The sequence below is a fragment of the Virgibacillus sp. Bac330 genome (assembly GCF_003667845.1).
Classification (GTDB): domain Bacteria; phylum Bacillota; class Bacilli; order Bacillales; family Amphibacillaceae; genus Virgibacillus; species Virgibacillus chiguensis.
Genome location: NZ_CP033048.1, coordinates 1,832,402 through 1,849,977 on the forward strand (window position 1 = coordinate 1,832,402; position 17,576 = coordinate 1,849,977).

Genomic DNA, 17,576 nt, shown 5'->3' on the forward strand with positions numbered 1-17,576 from the left:
GGGCATTTACTTACTTTTAATTAAACTTGTTGCAGCAAAAAAACTCTTAATAAGAAATAGAACCTAAAAATTGATTATCATTACGTCGTAACGTATACTTTAACAATATAGAGAAAGGGGGCAATATGATGAAACATCAGGCAAAGGCTTTTCCAGTAAAACAATTACCTTCTAAAGAAAAGCGCCATCAACTATTTGGTTCTGTAAAGCCTGCCCCAAAAACAAAACCTGTTGATAAAATGCATATGGCGGATTTACAGAATACAAAAAAAGATTTTTTATTTGATCTAGATGCGGTTGGGGTTACAAAGGTAAAACACCCTATTTTGATATATAGTTTCATGCCACCGTACACACAAACAAGTGTCGCAGAATTTACATTCACTTCCAGCTTAAAACAAACGAACAAAGGCACAAACATGAGTCGCTTTATTGAACAACTAGCAAGTTACCAAAAAAATGGGTTCTCTACGGACCTAGAATTATTAAAAAAATTCACAAAAGATATGGCCAAAAGAGTTGAACAACAAGATGCAACAATAGAAGTAAGCTTTCCTTGGTTTTTTGAAAGACAAGCCCCTGACACAAGTCTTATTGGCTTAAATCACGCTAATGCGAGTATTAAAATGGAATACCATGAAACAAAAGGATTCCATATTCAATTATCTTTAGGTGTATCCATTACTACACTATGCCCTTGCTCTAAAGAAATAAGTGAATATAGCGCTCATAATCAGCGTGGTAATGTTACAATGGAAATAAGAGTTAGTGATGATTATCAAGAAGAAGATCTTGATTGGAAAAAAGTCTTGCTTGAGGCAGCAGAAAGTAACGCAAGCGCTCGATTACATCCTATCTTAAAACGAACGGATGAAAAATTTGTTACAGAACAAGCATATGAAAATCCGCGTTTTGTCGAAGATATGGTTCGTTTAATAGCTGCTGATTTATATGAAACGCCATTTATTGAAAAGTTTAAAGTAACTTGCCAAAATGAAGAATCTATTCATATGCACGATGCGATTGCTGAAATCACTTATGATAAGACCAAGGGTATTTGAGATAAAGAAGGGTTATTATGAAATATATCTTTATCGGTTTGATAAAATTTTACCGTACTGCTATCAGTCCTTTTAAACCGCCGAGTTGCCGATTTTTCCCTACTTGCTCTGAATATGGACTCGAAGCCTACAAACGATTTGGTGTTGTTAAAGGTACCTATCTAACAGTAAAGCGAATTAGCAAATGTCACCCTTTTCATCCAGGTGGCATTGATCTGGTACCTGAAAAGAACAAAAAATGAAAAGGAGCTGTCACCATGGATATACAGATAAGTAAAGAAGCAGCGAAATGGTATAAGAATGAGTTAGATTTAGAAAACAATGACAACTACATTCGCTTTTTTGTCAGATATGGAGGATTTGGAGGTAATATTCCAGGTTTTTCACTAGGTGTAAGTAAGGATGCACCTGAGGAGGTACATGCTGCTAAAGAAATAGACAACATTACTTTTTATGTCGAAGAAAAAGATGCATGGTACTTTGAAGATAATGATTTAAAAATTAAGTTTAGCAGAAAAAAACAAGAACCAGAAATTTCTTATGAAAAAAGAGCTTAGATTATAAGCTCTTTTTTCATACTTTAAAGAAAAACAGAAAGTCACTTATTTCCAATTTTTTAACATGCAAGTGTTGAAGACTTTCTATGCAATTGTAGCTGTTTTAAAGTACTATAGTAATTGGAATCGTTCTATTTGGTCCCATTTGCCTTCTTTTTCCAATATGTATTTTTGCTTTTCTCCAAATAAATCAAAGTGCGGAAAACCAGCCTTTTGATCGATCCAATCTGGCTGTAAATGGTACTTCTTTCCCCAAGCAATTAATTTTTGTATATCTTTGCAACCTGCTTTCGTTACTGTTGTACATTTTGGGAAACGATGGTCCAACCAAAAATGGGTTAAAAAAGCAATTTCTCCTGACCTTACTTTTTGCTTCCAATACTGTAATTCTTGACGACTAATGCCGAATGCCACTTTCTTTTTCTCCTTCTAGTTGACTTTTATATGCTTGATGCCAGATTGGAAAGGTCTTCTTCAGCGATAGCGGACGAAACGTGTGCTTATTCACAATAACATGTTCCGTTGTCCCACTAACAGCAACTTCTCCTTGCCCATTCAATATGCGATAACCATAGACTGTACGTATGCCATTATAAGATTTTAGCCACGTTTCAACAGTTACTTGTTCCCCGTAACGAATTGGGTGTTTAAACTGAATGTTTGCGTTAGTGACAGGTGAAACGATTTGATGTGCTTCCATTTCTGTATATTTTAACCCTAATGATTCAATAAATTTCGTTCTTCCAATTTCAAACCACACTAAATAATTAGCATGATATACAACTCCCATTTGATCTGTTTCTTGATAACGTACTTCGATTGGTGTTTTTATACTTGACAATGAAGGATTCCTCCTATTAAAAAACTATTTCTTTATATATAGCTTAACATATTTTTAAGAATCCATCTTTTAGCAAGTTTTAACGTATGTAACAAGGCTTAATATCAAGGGCACTATTTAGCATCAATCTACTTAGGTATTTCTACAAAGTGAATTTGTCATTTTTCATTTCTCACGCATTATCAAGTAGGATAAGGGTAATAAGGGTAGGCATTTAAACTTGTTATCTTGAAGCGGGAACCATACAGCGTCTTACAAGTCGAGGTATTTTATTAGAATTCAAATTCCCCCCAAATACAACAATTCTGTACTTGGGGGAAAAGAAAGTAACATTAATTTTGGTCTTTATATTCATCTTTAATTTCTTGGCGCATACCTTCAATCGCTTGTTCTCTTCGTTTATTCTTTTCTTGAATAGCTTCTTTCTCCTCACCAGAAGAAAATTGCATGGTCTCATGTGATTTTTCAATATTTTGTATCGTATCTTGGACCATTTCTTGTAATTTCTCTACATTGTCACTTCGATCATCAGGTTTAGAACGATATTGATCTGACATATCTCTGACCTCTTTCTTATTTAATATTTCCGTTCGCTTATAGTTTACCTAGTTAAAATAGATCTATACCGTTCTTCCATTTTTTAAACTTAAAAGTCACGTAACCATTTAAAATGTGGTTACGTGACTTTTTATGCATTCTTCTGTTGAATATGCTTATGTTTTGCTTCTATTCTTTCTTCAATTTTTTCCATCAAACGTTTATCTTCTAAGATAGATTGGCGATTTTTCTGCAACAAATCATTAAATGTTTGGTTTTTTTTAAGAGAAATGGGAATCTCCTCCTTTTTAAAACAGGTTACCCATTTCAAAATCAATGTATACACCGAATTATTGATTTATTGCAGCAATATATAGACGGGAATGAAGATATGAAGCTCAAACAGTTTTCCTCTGTCCTTAAGCCTACATATCTCCTACCGTTTTTTTCATAAATTGATAATCCATTGGCCCTGGGTGTATTTTGGCAATCTTTCCTTCCTCATCAATAAAATAAGTGGTTGGTACAGCTACAACCTTATAGGCACTTCTAACTTCCGCTTTTTCATCTAGAGGAATTGGGTATGTATAGTCATATTTCTCAATATAAGCAGCGACATCTTCCTTTTTACTTTCACTCTTTGTTAAATTGATAGCTACTACCTCTACTTCATCTTTAAAATGATCATAAAACTCTTGCATGGCGGGCATTTCCTCACGACAAGGAGGACACCATGTTGCCCAAAAATTTAGTATTACCTTTTTCCCTTGTAATTCTGAGAGTTGTAGTTTCTCTTCACCCAATGTATTTAGTGAAAAATCTGGAGCATTCTCTCCGACGTCAAGTGGATTTTTGACCGAAGAAATCATTCCACCTTCTGCCTCTGTATCTCCAGTTACGTTGTATGCATTATCTTTTGTTGCTTCCGATTCTTTCTTTTGCTGTACGTAATTATATAGCACACCGCCAGCTAAGGCAATAATGATTGAAATTCCTACTATCCTCTTTAACATAAAAATTTCCCCTTGTCCTTTTTCATATACATTATCTATCACTGGTTATATGCATTGTTTATCAATAACTATAATTAATAAAAACATAAATAATTGTATAGTCAACTGAAATCCATTTTAACATCTTTAGAATATAAAGACACGTGATAATTTGATACTACAGGAAAAATAAGAAATATTCATGTTCAACATATAAGCAAAACCACAGCGTTTTGTTTCTTAAGAACAAAGGTCCCAAGTGTCGTTTAGCACCTAGACAAATGGAACGAATCAAATAAAGATTTAGAAATTATGCCATTAAAACAGAGGGGGGGTACTGATTTCGGGCGACTAGCCCGTTTTTAGTCGGCTTTTCTATTAACGACGAACCAATGATGATACCGCGATTCGTGAAGTCACCTCGTTTCTAGGCGATGGAGCCCGACGGGTGCACATTCGGTTATTTGGTGGTTGCGCCATAGCATTAAATTATATGCTTTCTAATCTTTTAAAAAAGATCTCTGCCAATAAATAGGCAGAGATCTTCACTTGTTCTTTGTTAAATAACGCTTAACTTGCTACGTAACACCATTTGTAAAATACCGCCGTGTCTATAATAATCAATTTCTACATCACTGTCAAAGCGAGCAATAGCCTCAAATTCTACTTGTTTACCAGATTCATCAACTGCTGTTACTTTAACCAAATCATGAGGTTTTACACTTTCATCTACTGCCACATGATAGGTTTCCTTTCCAGTTAAACCAAATTTATCAGCGTTTTCTCCTTGCTTAAATTGTAAAGGAAGAACTCCCATCATAACCAAGTTTGACCGATGGATCCGCTCAAAGCTTTCAGCAATAACTGTTTTGATTCCTAATAAATTCGTTCCTTTTGCAGCCCAATCTCGAGAAGAGCCCATTCCATAGTCTTTACCTGCAATCACCATTAGACCAGTACCTTCTTCTTGATACTTCATGGCAGCATCATAGATTGGCATAACTTCTTCTGTTGGCCAATATGTTGTAAATCCACCTTCTGTTCCTGGTGCAATTAAGTTACGGATTCGAATATTTGCAAAGGTACCACGCATCATCACTTCATGATTTCCACGACGTGAACCATATGAGTTGAAATTACGAGGTGACACACCTTTATCCTGTAAATATTTTCCTGCCGGCATATCTTTTGCAATTGCTCCAGCTGGTGAAATATGATCTGTTGTAACAGAATCACCAAACTTCCCAACAACTCGCAAATTCTGTAAAGGTTCTACAGTACCAGGTTCTTTCGATAACCCTTCAAAAAATGGAGGATTTTGAATATACGTAGACTCACTATCCCACTCAAACAGTGGTTCATCTGTAGTATCAATTTGATTCCAACGCTCATTGGAACTAAATACATCTTCGTACTCTTTACGGAATATTTCTGGTTGGACAACTGCTTCTACTTGTTTTTTAATATCTTCCATAGAAGGCCAAATGTCACTCATGAATACTGGGTTTCCGTCTTTATCTGTTCCTAATGCATCTTTTTTCAAGTCAATATCCACTGTACCTGCAAGCGCATAAGCAACAACCAATGGTGGTGAAGCTAAATAGTTTGCTTTTACTAACGGATGAATACGTCCTTCGAAGTTACGATTTCCAGATAACACAGAAGCGACAGTCAAATCGTTTTCAATAATTGCTTGTTCAATTTCTTCACGTAGAGGGCCTGAGTTACCAATACATGTAGTACAACCATACCCAACTAAGTTAAAACCTAGTTTATCCAAGTATGGAGTTAGGCCTGCATCTTCCAAATACCGTGTAACTACTTTTGATCCAGGTGCAAGCGAAGTTTTTACATATTCCGGAACTTCTAGACCTTTTTCCACAGCATTTTTCGCAAGTAACCCTGCTCCTAACATTACATAAGGATTTGACGTATTCGTGCAAGATGTAATTGCAGCAATTGCAAGCGCACCTGTTTTCATTACAGAAGATTTCCCATTAGGATGTTCGACAACAGCTTCTTTATCAAATTCGGATTTATCCAATCCAAAACCTTGATTTCCAGCTGGTGCTGTTATTGCTTTATTAAACTCTTTCTTCATATTAGATAAAGAAATGAGATCTTGCGGACGTTTCGGTCCGGATAGATTTGGTTCTAATTCGGATAAATTAATTTCTACAATTTCTGTATACTTTGGATCTTCTTGATCCGGTGAGTACCAGAGGTTATTTAATTTACAGTATTTTTCTACAAGGTCAATCTGTTCTTGCGCCCTACCTGTCAATTTTAAATAATTTAATGATTCTTCATCAACTGGGAAGAATCCGCAAGTAGCACCATATTCTGGCGCCATGTTTGAGATCGTTGCTCGGTCAGCTAATGGCATATCTTGTAGACCTGGCCCAAAATATTCTACAAATTTACCTACTACATTTTTTTCACGTAACACTTGTGTAACTTTTAATGCTAAATCAGTCGCTGTAGTGCCATTTGGAAAACTACCTGTAAATTTCACACCAATTACATCAGGTGCAGGAAAGTACGATGGTTGCCCAAGCATTCCTGCTTCTGCTTCAATACCTCCTACGCCCCATCCTAATACTCCTAGACCATTTATCATCGTAGTATGTGAATCTGTACCTACTAATGTATCAGGAAACGCTTCATATTCGCCATTGTCATCTTCTATACCATGAACAACATTAGCTATATATTCCAAGTTTACTTGGTGAACAATCCCGGTTGCAGGTGGAACTGCACGGTAATTATTAAATGCTTTTTGTGCCCAGTTTAAAAATTCATAACGCTCTGCATTTCGTTCAAATTCCAATTCCATATTAGCTTTTAGTGCATTCGCAGTACCATATTGGTCTACTTGTACAGAGTGATCAATAACTAAGTCTACCGGTACTTCAGGATTGATTTCTCCAGGTTCTCCTCCCATATCTACCATAGCCTTTCTTAGTGAAGCAAGATCGACTACGGCTGGGACACCAGTGAAATCTTGTAAAATAACACGGGATGGTTTGAAAGGCACATCTACCCCTTCGCCCTCTTTTGTCCCCCATTTTGCTAATCCTTCTACATGTTCGTCTTTAATTTGATGCCCATCTTGTTGACGAATTAAAGATTCTAAAAGCACACGTATTGAAAAAGGTAATCGTGCTACTTTTCCAAAACCAGCTTCTTCTAAAGCTTTTAGTTCATAATAATTGTACGTTTTGTCATTGAGTTTAAATTGTTTTTTTGCATTTAATGTATTGTTCTTCCCCATGTGTGTACCCCTTTCTTCTTCATGCTCGCCATACCAAAATACAGCGTTTGTTATTACATCTACAATATAAAACCTTTCACTGTCTCTATCTTATAAGAAAAACCAACATAAAACAAACCATTCAACCCTCTTAAGCTTATAGTAAAAAATTATGCATATCGATAAGAAATACTTATATAAAATAATATTATTCCAATTACTTGTTTATATGATCATTCTATGCTTTCAATTTTTATGCTCTGACTTATTTAAAATCATGCTGGTATTGGGAAGATGATCCTGAATGTGCTACCAATCTGTTCATTAGCTTTCACCTCTAAAAACGCTTGATGTCTTTCTAAAATTTGTTTTGTAATCATAAGTCCCAATCCTGTACCACTTTGTTTTGTAGTGAAAAAAGGCTCACCTAATTTATGTATTATTTCTTGCGGTATTCCAGGCCCTTCATCAATAATGCACACATCTACATGGGATTCGGAAGAACTAGTTACAATTCGAATGCTACCTCCTTGTTCCATAGCCTCAATAGCATTTTTAATTAAGTTAATTAATACTTGTTTAATCTGTGAACGATCACAGTAAATTTTATCTTTTTCTGAGCCACCATATTCAATAAAGATTCCTTTCATTTTCGCTTGAGGCCCAAGCAATACAATTACATCACGAATCATTGAATCAATTGATTCTAATTTCTTCGTTTCAGTTAATGGCTTAGAAATAAATAACAGCTCTGAGGTGATCGTTTCCATTTTTTCTATTTCTTCTATCATAATATTGTAATATTCTTCTTTCCGTACACCCGCTTGAAGTAACTGCAAGAAACCTTTTAAAGATGTTAGAGGGTTACGAATTTCGTGAGCAACACCTGCAGCCAATTGACCAGCTACAGACATTTTCTCTGATTGAATCATTATTTCTTCTACTTCTTTCTTATCTCGCTTATCAGCTATAATGGAAAGATAGTAAGTTCTGTCTGTATCTTTTTCTTTCATTTTAGTTAGTGTACAAGATGACCAAATGGCTTCTCCAGCACTATTTAAAACATTCAGTTGATAAAACCGCTTTAGCGCTGGAGAACGGTCACAATTTTCTTTAATATAGTCAATATCTTCTGTGGATACAAATGTATACCATGGTTTTCCGATTAATTGGGATGGATGATAGCCAAGAATACGCTCGACAGATTTGGAAGTATACACAAACAAACCGTCCTCATTCAAAACGGAAATAATATCATGACAATTTTCTTCTATCCAAGTAAGCATAGATGTCGATAAAGACGACAATTGAAGATTATTCCTTTGTATCTGTTCCAGTTCAGCTAAATGAATAGTTTCATCGGTATTTCCTATCTCTTTTTCGTACCTCATCATATTTCCCCCTTCTTTTGCAAATATCAACAATTCCTTTCTGTTACATAATTATATGAATTCAATTTTAATAGTATGACGCTTGTTTCCATATATTTTTCAGCTTATAATGAAATTGACCGCGTATTTAAACATCCAATTATTAGTAATATTACTATAAGTGAATGAAAAAATAAATTAAATAGTTAAATATTTTGTCAAATTCTTGCGAAATTTTGGAAAAAAGAAGGGGAGGAGGAGGATGATGTCGGTTTTTGTTGATTACTTAATTATTTTTTGGGGCTTTTTTATGATTGCAATTATGGCTATTGGCGGTTACTTCATGTTTCGTAAATTTCTTAAACGATTGCCAAAGAAAGATGGAAAATCGACAATGGATTGGGAAACTTATTATGTAAATACAACAAAACATATGTGGGATGAAGAAGAAAAACAACTTTTAGAAGAATTGGTTTCTCCTGTTCCTGAACTATTCCGTGATGTTGCAAGACATAAGATTGTCGGCAAAGTTGGAGAAGTTGCTTTAGCAAAAAGCAAACAAAAAATTACGCAAGATGTATTAATTGAAGGGTATATAATTGCTACCCCCAAACGTGATCATAAATTTTTACGAAAAAAATTAGCTGAAAAAGAAATTGATACTGCACCTTATGAACCTTTCTTTCAACAATCCAATAATGATTACAATTCGGATTGGAAGAAAAAACATCAATTATAACCATATAAATTTATTTTAATGGTCTTGAAAAAAATTTATTATAATACTATCTACAAATCTTTTATAATGCAAAAAACCGACTTATCCTTCATATAAAAAGTAAGATCGGTTTTTTGCATTATAGGAAAATATAAATTCTTTAGGGTTTATAGTAGAAGAAAAACTAGAGTTATCGTCATAAAGCTTTGGCAATAGCCAAGTCTTTTTAAAAATTTATTTGGAATTAGATTAGTTAAATAAAATCTATAGTAGTACCTTTTGATTAAAAATTATTTACTTTAGTGTTTAATTCCTTTTCCAACTGTAAATATTTATAAAGCATCGCTATGCGCCAAGTAAAAATCATCCCAAAAGCTAATAGGAAAAACATACCGCTTGTTTCACCAAAAGATATATGACTTCCTATAGCAAGCTTAACAACAATACGAAATAACAATAGACTAAATAGTATAAAAGCAAATGCTTTAGACGGAATTAAATAAATTGCTTGATTCCGTATTTGAAATTTGGATGTCTTAATTAAAAAAAAGGAGCATAGTACTCCTACACTAAAAGCTTCTAAAACTTGATACCAACTAATTTGAAACATAGGAAACAAAAACATTAGCGCTCCAGTACTCATAAAAAGTGGTGGTAGAATGATTTTCTTAACAGAAGCCGGCCTTTTTGCTGCTTTTAATCGAAGAAAAATCATAGAAGTTGCCATTATAGCTGCCCCAACTGTACTTGTAATAAACCAAAACATGTGCAATTCACTTTCTCCCATCATAACCTAAATAATTTACTTGTTTACGTGTGACATGGAGAGGAAAAGTAATAGACGAATAAATAAAGCGTCACTTCAAAAATTATTTAATAATTAAGAAACAAGTGTCACGTGGAATATATGACACGCTCAAAGGTGTCGTGGACGCGATTATCGTCAAATGGCTTAACAATGAAATCCTTTGCACCAAGCTCTATCGCTTCAAAAACTACCTTTTGTTGCTCCATTGCCGAACACATAATTACGGAAGCTTTAGAGTCTAATTCAATAATCTTTTTCATAGCTTCAATACCGTTCATTACGGGCATTGTTATATCCATAGTTACAATATCTGGCTCCAATTCTTGATATAGTCGTACAGCTTCTTTGCCGTTTTCTGCTTCTCCAACAATTTCATGATTTTTCTTTTTTAGAATCGAAGTGAGTGCAGTCCGCAAAAAATTAGCGTCATCGACTACAAGTATTTTTGCCATGCCACATTTGCTCCTCACTATTCCGTATCATTAGCAATTGATAAAATAATCGTCATCATTACACCTACAACTGTTAAGTATACACCTAAATCAAAAATCATGGCTGTAGCTAACTCAATTTCTCCAAATATAGGAAAGTGAAAATAACCATAGGTTTGAGATAAAAAAGGCTGTTGAAAAAGAAAAGAACCAATACCTGTACCAACAGCGATTGCTAAGCCAACAGGAATTAATTTTACATAATTAATTGGTAACACCTTTCTTACTTCTTTAAACCCGTAGGACATATTCATTAATAGAATAGCACCAGCAGTCATAAGGCCTCCAACAAACCCACCACCAGGAGAATTGTGTCCAGCCAATAACAAATACACTGCAAAACCTAGTAGAATAAACGCAATTAAAGATGCAGTGGTTCGTAAAATAAGATCATTCGTTTTGTACATTTGTATTGCCCCTTTAATAGCAGTTATAGTTTTTATTGTAATATATCATAAGTTAAAAATCCATTAGAAGCCATAAAAACCAAATAATCCTGCTAGATATGAAGTTAGCGCGGTCATCCAATTAAAAAACAAAGCGATCCCCATAAAAATCATGACATAGCCGCCGATTTTAACAAGTTTTAAACTGTGCTTTTTTATCCATTTTAATTTACCAATGAAAAATGATAGTACGAAGAAAGGTACTGAAAAACCAAGTATGTATCCAATCATCATCATCATACCGGTATTAGGCTCTGTGGCAGCTAATGATAATACGATCCCTAAAATTGGGCCAGTACATGGCGTCCATCCTAAGGAAAAGGCTAGACCGATAATAAACGTGCCAATAAATCCTGCTGGACGATTTTTAAAATTTATTTTTCGATCTTTCATTAAAAAATCAAAATTTAGTATACCAACGATAACTAACCCAAAAAACACGATCACAATAGCACCAATTTGCCTAATTATATCTTGGTACAAAAGTAAAAAATCAGATATACCCGAACTTACAAACCCCATCATAATAAATACGGCAGAAAATCCTAACAAGAAGAAAACCGTATGAAATATGCTTTTTGCATTCAGTTTTTTATTGTCCTCAGCTAACTCATTTACGCTCATACCTGTAATATAGGATAAAAATGCTGGATATAAAGGTAATACACACGGAGATATAAAGGAGAGAAAACCTGCTCCAAAAGCGATGAATACATTTATTTCCGTCAAAGGTATACCTCCTCTATTATTATTCAATGTGTCTATTGTATCAAACTAGCAATCCATGTCTAGCAAACATTTTTGACAATCAAGTGAAAACGTTTAAAAATCATAATTATTCATAAAGTTTTTTAACCATTCTTCTATGAGCTTATAGATTACTCAAGCACCTGTATTACTTAATTATATAGACTCATCTGAAAGAATTTAGCAGAAAGGATGATGCTTATGATACCAATAAAACTTATTGTGCTTTAAATAACGCTGTTCTGCATCGCTTAAAAACTTTTTATAAATTCCTATATTGTTTATTCATTCTCCTAAAGTAAAACTTCCATGAAACGAATCATTTGTTTAAACGTATTTTAGACAGTATAATTTCTCATAAGCATCAAATGAACTTGGACACTAAGAACACAATTTAATAAGAGAGGATTTAATATGAAAACTTTATTTTATTTGTTGATTTTTGCTATAGTGGTCTTCATCAATTTATACTCTCCATCACTTCGAAATTACGAGGAAGATATATCAGAAAACTTAAAGTACTTAAAAAAGCAACAATGGTTCTTAGATTATATGAACCAGGAAAACTATTATAACTTTATTGTTCAAAACAAAAGAGTTCGCAAAACAATTGCTAATTTTAAAACAAAGAAACTTCAAAGGAAATCATATTTAATAAAATGTCAAAATAAACTTCACAAAGGTTTGCTCAGTGAGACCAGAAACTAAATACAAAATTAAAAAGGTTCTCTGTCAAAGGAACTGGTATGATATTTACGCCACCAACTTTTTGGTTAAAAGCTTGTTCTCCATAAAAAACACTTTTTATTAGGTCTCAAGAGGGACGTACTCCGCTTCCCGCGAACAAACCCGCCCGATACTCCTCATAAAGCCTGCTTTGGGGTCTCAGTCGCCGTTTTTCACAGGAGTCTCCGTATATCTCTTCTGCTATGTATATTTCAAACTAGCACCTTTTTTACCTGTTGCTGCCATAAAATTTCATGCTTCAAATGTTCAAGTTTCTAGTACCAAGTGAATCTCGCTTCAAAACCCTTACCGTATTGTTCATAGTTTCTTTATAACGGAAGCATGAACGATTGTAAGATCCTTTATTCTCAACGTAAAAACGTTTTTCTTACGTAGTGAAAGCCTATGCATCCATATTGGAAAAACGTATATATTCCTACATTCCTCCAATTTCTTCTCATCACTTGTTTTTAATCGTTTATCTATTTCCCCCTTAAATTCTACTTCTTTTAAAAGAGGGGGGATAAGTGTATTTGTCCACGCTGCAGGAACTTCATTGCGTTGCGATTGAGATTGAGGACGACATTCTGTATAAAACCTATTAAAAACATAAAATAAAAAACCACCTTTTCTGCTTAATTTTTTACAGAAATAAGTGGTTTCAAGGAAAATTAACCCAAAATAATACTAAAAGTGTGCTAATAAACTTAATCAAAAGCACTTTTTTGATAATGAAGACCAACGTCTAAAACCACTGGCATATCAACGTTTTTATTTTCCGGACTGGTTGTTCATTGCACGCATCATTTGATTAATTTTCTTTTGGGAAGGTTTTTGACCCATTTGCATCATTAATGTTCGTAGCATTTGTTCATTAATCGGTGGATTCTTTTTCATGTAATTCATCATATATTTTCTTGCAAGAAAGAACCCAAGAGCAACACCAATAATTAACGCTGCTACAGCGATTAATACGACCCATATTGTGTCCATGTAAAGCTTTCCTCCTTCGTGTTGTCTCTTAAAACAGTATAGTAAATTAATACTAGGAATACATTGCCTCATTTTGTTCTGGTTGACTGTATTCCAAAATTGGTGTTATCCAACCGAAGTTTTGTATATTGTCGCCAACGACAAAAAGCAATGGTTGGTAACTACGTAATATTGGAAATAGTATTTCCTCAGCGATTTCTAACGTTTCACAATGAAATTTTAAATGTTTTTCACCAATATGTAAAGAAATGCACGCCTTCTTATTATATATACTAACCCTATGCTTGTCTATATTTACAAATAAATTAGCAGAATTAAAACGTTGAATCGTTAGCAAAATTCCTTTATAACAAATTGGATACGTAATGTAATCAAATTGTCTACGCAAATCAGAACGATTAGGTTGGGATTTCAATTCCATAAAAAACCGATATAGTAAGCTACTTTTATGGAAATAATTCTTAGCTACTTCCTCTGTCAAGTGGTATATAGAATACATGTGCATAGGTATAATCTCTCCGATCTTCCTACTATCATGCAGGATGTTATTAGATATACCTATTATACGTGTTATATATTAAAAATACTGTCAGGTTTTAAAGAAAATTACCACTTCTTTTGTCTGTCTTTGGCGATCACTATAATATATTCGATTAAGATAAAAATAAATGATTATTTACTAGAGTAAAAAAAGAATGACCCAAACTTGCAGGTCACTCTTTTTTTACTTAATTAACAAATGATTCTACGTGCTTAACTACATTTTCCACGGTAAAACCATATTCTTTCATTACTTTCTCCCCATTTGCAGAAGCTCCAAAAGTATCAATACCAATAATTTTCCCGTGTTCACCTACATATCTTTCCCAACCGAATGGAGAAGCCATTTCAATAGCTACCCGATTCTTGACAGTTTGAGGTAGAATTTGTTCATGGTAGCTCTTATCCTGTGCTTTAAATCGATCCCAAGATGGCATACTTACTACGCGAGCTTCTATACCTTTTTCCTTCAGTTCGGCTTGGGCACGAATCGCTAATTGTACTTCCGACCCAGTTGCCAGAAGGATTACATCAGGCGTTTCTTTATTTGCTTCACTAATAATATAAGCACCTTTTTTAACACCCTCATACGCATGTTCTTTCGTACCAGAAAGCGTAGGTAAATTTTGCCTGCTTAACACAAGTGCTGTTGGTGTATCTGTAGATTCTAAAGCTAATCGCCAAGCTGCTTGTGTCTCGTTTGCATCAGCTGGTCGAATAAGCGATAAACCAGGCATTGCTCGTAGTGAAGCAAGCTGTTCAATAGGTTCATGCGTTGGACCGTCTTCCCCTACCGCAATAGAATCATGTGTAAACACATAAGTGACAGGTGTGTTCATAATTGATGCAAGACGAATGGAAGGTCGCAAATAGTCACTAAACACAAAGAAAGTACCAGCGAATACATTTAATCCACCGTGTAATGCCATACCATTTAAAGCTGCGCCCATTGCATGCTCTCGTACACCAAACCAAATATTTCTACCAGCATAGTTTTTACGAGAGAAATCATCTTCCCCGTTCATGGTAGTTTTATTTGAGCCGGCTAAGTCAGCACTACCACCAAAGAAGTTTGGAACGGTTTTAGCAATAGCGTTCAATACTTTTCCAGAAGATGCCCTTGTAGCTAGTGTATCTTGTTCCGGTTCAAAAACTGGAAGCTCTTTGTCCCAATCTGCAGGAAGTTCACCGTTGAGAGCAAGCTCAAACTGATTAGCTAATTCTGGGTACCTCTCTTTATACATTGCTAGATGTTGATTCCAGTTTTCCTCCTCTTCAACACCTCTTTTAACTATTTTTTGGTTGAAATCTTCATATACTTCTTCGGGCACATAGAAATCTTCTTCGTGTGTCCATTTATAAAATTCTTTTGTCAGTTTCACTTCATCTTCACCTAATGGAGCGCCATGAGAAGCTGCCGAAGCAGATTTATTTGGAGACCCATATCCAATGATAGTTTTCACTTCAATTAAAGTTGGTTGTTCTTGATTTTCTTGCGCTGCTTTAATAGCTTGTCTAATTTCATTGACATCGTTACCATCTTTGACAGTTAATACTTGCCAGCCGTATGATGCAAAACGTTTTTCAATATCTTCAGAGAAAGATTTATTTAAATCCCCATCTAAAGAAATATCATTAGAATCATAAAGTGCTATCAGTTTACTTAATCCCAGATGTCCTGCTAAAGACGCAGCCTCATGAGAGATACCTTCCATTAGATCGCCATCGCTCACTATTGCATATGTAAAGTGATCCACCACCGCAATATCTTCTTGATTAAATTTAGCAGCCAAATGTGCTTCTGCCATTGCCATACCGACAGCCATACCAATACCTTGTCCTAAAGGCCCAGTAGTTGCTTCTACTCCATCCGTATGATGAACTTCAGGATGTCCGGGCGTCTTAGATCCCCACTGTCGAAAGGATTTTAGATCATCCATGGATACTTGGTAACCAGATAAATGTAGTAAACTGTACAATAACATAGATCCATGGCCTGCTGATAAAATAAAACGATCACGATTAAACCATTTTGAATTTTTTGGGTTATGGTTCATAAAGTCAGTCCATAACGTATAAGCCATTGGCGCTGCTCCCATTGGGAGACCTGGGTGCCCAGAATTTGCATGTTCAATAGCGTCAATAGACAATGTCCGGATTGTATTAATAGATTGCTGCTCAATTGTATTTACCATTTCAGTAAAAACTCCTTTCATAATCATGCCTATACTCATTCTATAATGAAACCTATTTTGCTACAAGTGAAATCATGCACTTATAGCAAAATAGGTATTACTACTTATTGTTGTGCTTTTTTTGTAAATCTTTTACTTTTTTCGGTGTTACATCATTTCCCTCTGGATCAACTACTTTCATTGTTTTAAACTGATTTTTAAATGATTTTCTTACACCCTGTAAGTATTCCTGACGTAATTTTTTTTGTTCGTTTTGTTCAGAAATAGTTAGTCCGTCCGCTTTAGATTTTCTTGCAAGCTCATTAATACGTTCGATCTTACCTTTTGATAGCATCCATCTACCCTCCCTCAGCATATATTTTCATTCCGTTAAATGTTAAGTTTTCGTTGACAAAAATTGCACTTTCTTTCATTGTACAAGAGATGTCATTGAGATAAAATAGGTGTGCTTATCAACATGATTTATTTACAGTACCATATAAAAAAGAGAAGGGCAAAGAACTTGTCCTTCTGAGAATAATTTTATTTTTGTTTGCTTTTGTATTCTTGATAGCGTCTATGGACAGTAGCCTTTGATACATTGTAACCTAGACCATTTAATGTATTAGCAATTTCTTTAAACGTCAGACCAGTTTGGCGTAAATTAATAACTTCTTCAACAGGAAATTCTAATCTTTGCCTTCCTGGGGCTTCATTTCTATTCGAAAGATTTAAAGTAGGATCATAACCTTTTGCAATCGCCTGCTTCATCCCTCTTTTTATCTTCATATTATGTATTTTGCGTTGATACTCCTCCACAATTCCAACGATCTGCAACACCATGGAATCTGCTTCCGATAACTCTAACTTTCCTCCATGAAAACTTGTATAAATTGGAACATGTAATTTCTGCAGCTGGTGAAAAAGGGCAATTTTTGTATTTCCCCTACCTAACCGAGTCTCGTCTTGAATCAATAAACAATCTGCCCTTTTTTGAGAAAAAATCTCTAACATCTTAAATATCCCATCTCGATCGATACTATATCCGCTCTCTTGCTCTTGTATACAAGCGACCACAGCAAGTTGATATTCAGCTGCCAGTTTAACCAACTCCTGTTTTTGTCTTATTAATGATGTTTCTTGAGTTTCTTTGTCAGTACTTACCCTACAATATACAACTGCCTTCACAATGTTTACTCCTTCTATCATATTAACTCATTATAATAGAATAATATAAGAAACCTAATGTTAATGCAAAAGCTACAAGATAGAATGCGTCTGTTTTGGTCAGTTTTTGAAACATCTAATAGCCCTCCTTATAC

20 protein-coding genes are annotated in these 17,576 nt (G+C 34.6%); 4 read left to right on the forward strand and 16 right to left on the reverse strand.

What is annotated here, in order from left to right:
- Window positions 1-125 precede the first annotated feature (125 nt).
- From folE2 to D9780_RS08565, 3 genes are read left to right on the forward strand one after another with little or no spacing between them, the layout of a single operon-like run.
- Window positions 126-1,061 (forward strand): GTP cyclohydrolase FolE2, encoded by a 936-nt coding sequence (folE2, locus tag D9780_RS08555; protein WP_240458800.1) that lies wholly within the window; start codon window positions 126-128, stop codon window positions 1,059-1,061.
- A 17-nt stretch (window positions 1,062-1,078) separates the two neighbouring features.
- Window positions 1,079-1,303, forward strand: coding sequence for a membrane protein insertion efficiency factor YidD (yidD, locus tag D9780_RS08560; RefSeq protein ID WP_073004003.1), 225 nt, complete (start codon window positions 1,079-1,081; stop codon window positions 1,301-1,303).
- A gap of 15 nt (window positions 1,304-1,318) precedes the next feature.
- Complete coding sequence (locus D9780_RS08565) at window positions 1,319-1,618, forward strand: HesB/YadR/YfhF family protein (RefSeq protein WP_073004001.1); 300 nt, start codon at window positions 1,319-1,321, stop codon at window positions 1,616-1,618.
- Window positions 1,619-1,729: 111 nt separating this feature from the next.
- Here D9780_RS08565 and D9780_RS08570 read toward each other — a convergent pair whose 3' ends face one another.
- From D9780_RS08570 to D9780_RS08600, 7 genes are all read right to left on the reverse strand, one after another.
- Window positions 1,730-2,032 carry a hypothetical protein gene (locus D9780_RS08570; RefSeq protein ID WP_121639863.1) on the reverse strand — a complete coding sequence of 101 codons (303 nt, stop codon included), beginning with the start codon at window positions 2,030-2,032 and terminating at the stop codon, window positions 1,730-1,732.
- The gene (locus D9780_RS08575; protein ID WP_116277123.1) at window positions 2,016-2,459 is read right to left on the reverse strand and encodes an acyl-CoA thioesterase; all 444 of its coding nucleotides are present in this window, start codon (window positions 2,457-2,459) and stop codon (window positions 2,016-2,018) included. The genes D9780_RS08570 and D9780_RS08575 overlap by 17 nt, the downstream gene beginning before the upstream one ends.
- Before the next feature lie 332 nt (window positions 2,460-2,791).
- Window positions 2,792-3,016 carry a small acid-soluble spore protein Tlp gene (gene tlp, locus D9780_RS08580; RefSeq protein WP_073003996.1) on the reverse strand — a complete coding sequence of 75 codons (225 nt, stop codon included), beginning with the start codon at window positions 3,014-3,016 and terminating at the stop codon, window positions 2,792-2,794.
- Window positions 3,017-3,147: 131 nt separating this feature from the next.
- Window positions 3,148-3,333 carry an FbpB family small basic protein gene (locus D9780_RS08585; protein WP_073003994.1) on the reverse strand — a complete coding sequence of 62 codons (186 nt, stop codon included), beginning with the start codon at window positions 3,331-3,333 and terminating at the stop codon, window positions 3,148-3,150.
- Between the two features lie 88 nt (window positions 3,334-3,421).
- Window positions 3,422-4,009, reverse strand: coding sequence for a TlpA disulfide reductase family protein (locus D9780_RS08590; protein WP_121639864.1), 588 nt, complete (start codon window positions 4,007-4,009; stop codon window positions 3,422-3,424).
- Between the two features lie 538 nt (window positions 4,010-4,547).
- Window positions 4,548-7,262: an aconitate hydratase AcnA gene (gene acnA / locus D9780_RS08595; protein WP_073003990.1), complete on the reverse strand. Its 2,715-nt coding sequence runs from the start codon at window positions 7,260-7,262 to the stop codon at window positions 4,548-4,550.
- 254 nt (window positions 7,263-7,516) lie between these two features.
- Window positions 7,517-8,635, reverse strand: coding sequence for an ATP-binding protein (locus D9780_RS08600; RefSeq protein ID WP_121639865.1), 1,119 nt, complete (start codon window positions 8,633-8,635; stop codon window positions 7,517-7,519).
- Window positions 8,636-8,876: 241 nt separating this feature from the next.
- On the opposite strand from D9780_RS08600, the gene D9780_RS08605 reads away from it, so the two are divergent.
- Complete coding sequence (locus D9780_RS08605) at window positions 8,877-9,350, forward strand: DUF2621 family protein (RefSeq protein WP_116279535.1); 474 nt, start codon at window positions 8,877-8,879, stop codon at window positions 9,348-9,350.
- Between the two features lie 262 nt (window positions 9,351-9,612).
- Here the strand turns inward: D9780_RS08605 and D9780_RS08610 are convergent, their stop codons facing one another.
- The 9 genes from D9780_RS08610 to D9780_RS08655 form a co-directional block, all read right to left on the reverse strand.
- Window positions 9,613-10,095 (reverse strand): CcdC family protein, encoded by a 483-nt coding sequence (locus D9780_RS08610; protein ID WP_121641463.1) that lies wholly within the window; start codon window positions 10,093-10,095, stop codon window positions 9,613-9,615.
- 128 nt (window positions 10,096-10,223) lie between these two features.
- Complete coding sequence (locus D9780_RS08615) at window positions 10,224-10,589, reverse strand: response regulator (protein ID WP_121639866.1); 366 nt, start codon at window positions 10,587-10,589, stop codon at window positions 10,224-10,226.
- Between the two features lie 17 nt (window positions 10,590-10,606).
- Window positions 10,607-11,035 (reverse strand): Na(+)/H(+) antiporter subunit B, encoded by a 429-nt coding sequence (locus tag D9780_RS08620; protein WP_073003982.1) that lies wholly within the window; start codon window positions 11,033-11,035, stop codon window positions 10,607-10,609.
- A gap of 63 nt (window positions 11,036-11,098) precedes the next feature.
- Window positions 11,099-11,803 (reverse strand): cytochrome c biogenesis CcdA family protein, encoded by a 705-nt coding sequence (locus D9780_RS08625; RefSeq protein ID WP_116279533.1) that lies wholly within the window; start codon window positions 11,801-11,803, stop codon window positions 11,099-11,101.
- Between the two features lie 1,515 nt (window positions 11,804-13,318).
- On the reverse strand, window positions 13,319-13,540 hold the full coding sequence (locus D9780_RS08635) for a YneF family protein (protein WP_050352841.1): 222 nt from the start codon (window positions 13,538-13,540) through the stop codon (window positions 13,319-13,321).
- Window positions 13,541-13,592: 52 nt separating this feature from the next.
- Window positions 13,593-14,045 carry a sporulation inhibitor of replication protein SirA gene (gene sirA / locus D9780_RS08640; RefSeq protein ID WP_073003977.1) on the reverse strand — a complete coding sequence of 151 codons (453 nt, stop codon included), beginning with the start codon at window positions 14,043-14,045 and terminating at the stop codon, window positions 13,593-13,595.
- Between the two features lie 223 nt (window positions 14,046-14,268).
- The gene (gene tkt, locus D9780_RS08645) at window positions 14,269-16,275 is read right to left on the reverse strand and encodes a transketolase (RefSeq protein WP_116279530.1); all 2,007 of its coding nucleotides are present in this window, start codon (window positions 16,273-16,275) and stop codon (window positions 14,269-14,271) included.
- A gap of 100 nt (window positions 16,276-16,375) precedes the next feature.
- Entirely contained in the window at window positions 16,376-16,609 is a 234-nt protein-coding gene (locus D9780_RS08650; RefSeq protein WP_073003973.1) for a DUF896 domain-containing protein, read from the reverse strand.
- A 188-nt stretch (window positions 16,610-16,797) separates the two neighbouring features.
- Window positions 16,798-17,442 carry a YneB family resolvase-like protein gene (locus tag D9780_RS08655; protein WP_073003972.1) on the reverse strand — a complete coding sequence of 215 codons (645 nt, stop codon included), beginning with the start codon at window positions 17,440-17,442 and terminating at the stop codon, window positions 16,798-16,800.
- Window positions 17,443-17,576 lie beyond the last annotated feature (134 nt).

Coding starts and splice junctions, on each gene's coding strand:
- D9780_RS08615 (WP_121639866.1), bottom strand. CDS start 10,589: ATGGCAAAAATACTTGTAGTCGATGACGCTAATTTTTTGCGGACTGCA.
- D9780_RS08620 (WP_073003982.1), bottom strand. CDS start 11,035: ATGTACAAAACGAATGATCTTATTTTACGAACCACTGCATCTTTAATT.
- yidD (WP_073004003.1), top strand. CDS start 1,079: ATGAAATATATCTTTATCGGTTTGATAAAATTTTACCGTACTGCTATC.
- sirA (WP_073003977.1), bottom strand. CDS start 14,045: ATGCACATGTATTCTATATACCACTTGACAGAGGAAGTAGCTAAGAAT.
- D9780_RS08565 (WP_073004001.1), top strand. CDS start 1,319: ATGGATATACAGATAAGTAAAGAAGCAGCGAAATGGTATAAGAATGAG.
- D9780_RS08590 (WP_121639864.1), bottom strand. CDS start 4,009: ATGTTAAAGAGGATAGTAGGAATTTCAATCATTATTGCCTTAGCTGGC.
- D9780_RS08650 (WP_073003973.1), bottom strand. CDS start 16,609: ATGCTATCAAAAGGTAAGATCGAACGTATTAATGAGCTTGCAAGAAAA.
- tkt (WP_116279530.1), bottom strand. CDS start 16,275: ATGGTAAATACAATTGAGCAGCAATCTATTAATACAATCCGGACATTG.
- D9780_RS08600 (WP_121639865.1), bottom strand. CDS start 8,635: ATGATGAGGTACGAAAAAGAGATAGGAAATACCGATGAAACTATTCAT.
- D9780_RS08635 (WP_050352841.1), bottom strand. CDS start 13,540: ATGGACACAATATGGGTCGTATTAATCGCTGTAGCAGCGTTAATTATT.
- folE2 (WP_240458800.1), top strand. CDS start 126: ATGATGAAACATCAGGCAAAGGCTTTTCCAGTAAAACAATTACCTTCT.
- D9780_RS08610 (WP_121641463.1), bottom strand. CDS start 10,095: ATGTTTTGGTTTATTACAAGTACAGTTGGGGCAGCTATAATGGCAACT.
- tlp (WP_073003996.1), bottom strand. CDS start 3,016: ATGTCAGATCAATATCGTTCTAAACCTGATGATCGAAGTGACAATGTA.
- D9780_RS08605 (WP_116279535.1), top strand. CDS start 8,877: ATGTCGGTTTTTGTTGATTACTTAATTATTTTTTGGGGCTTTTTTATG.
- acnA (WP_073003990.1), bottom strand. CDS start 7,262: ATGGGGAAGAACAATACATTAAATGCAAAAAAACAATTTAAACTCAAT.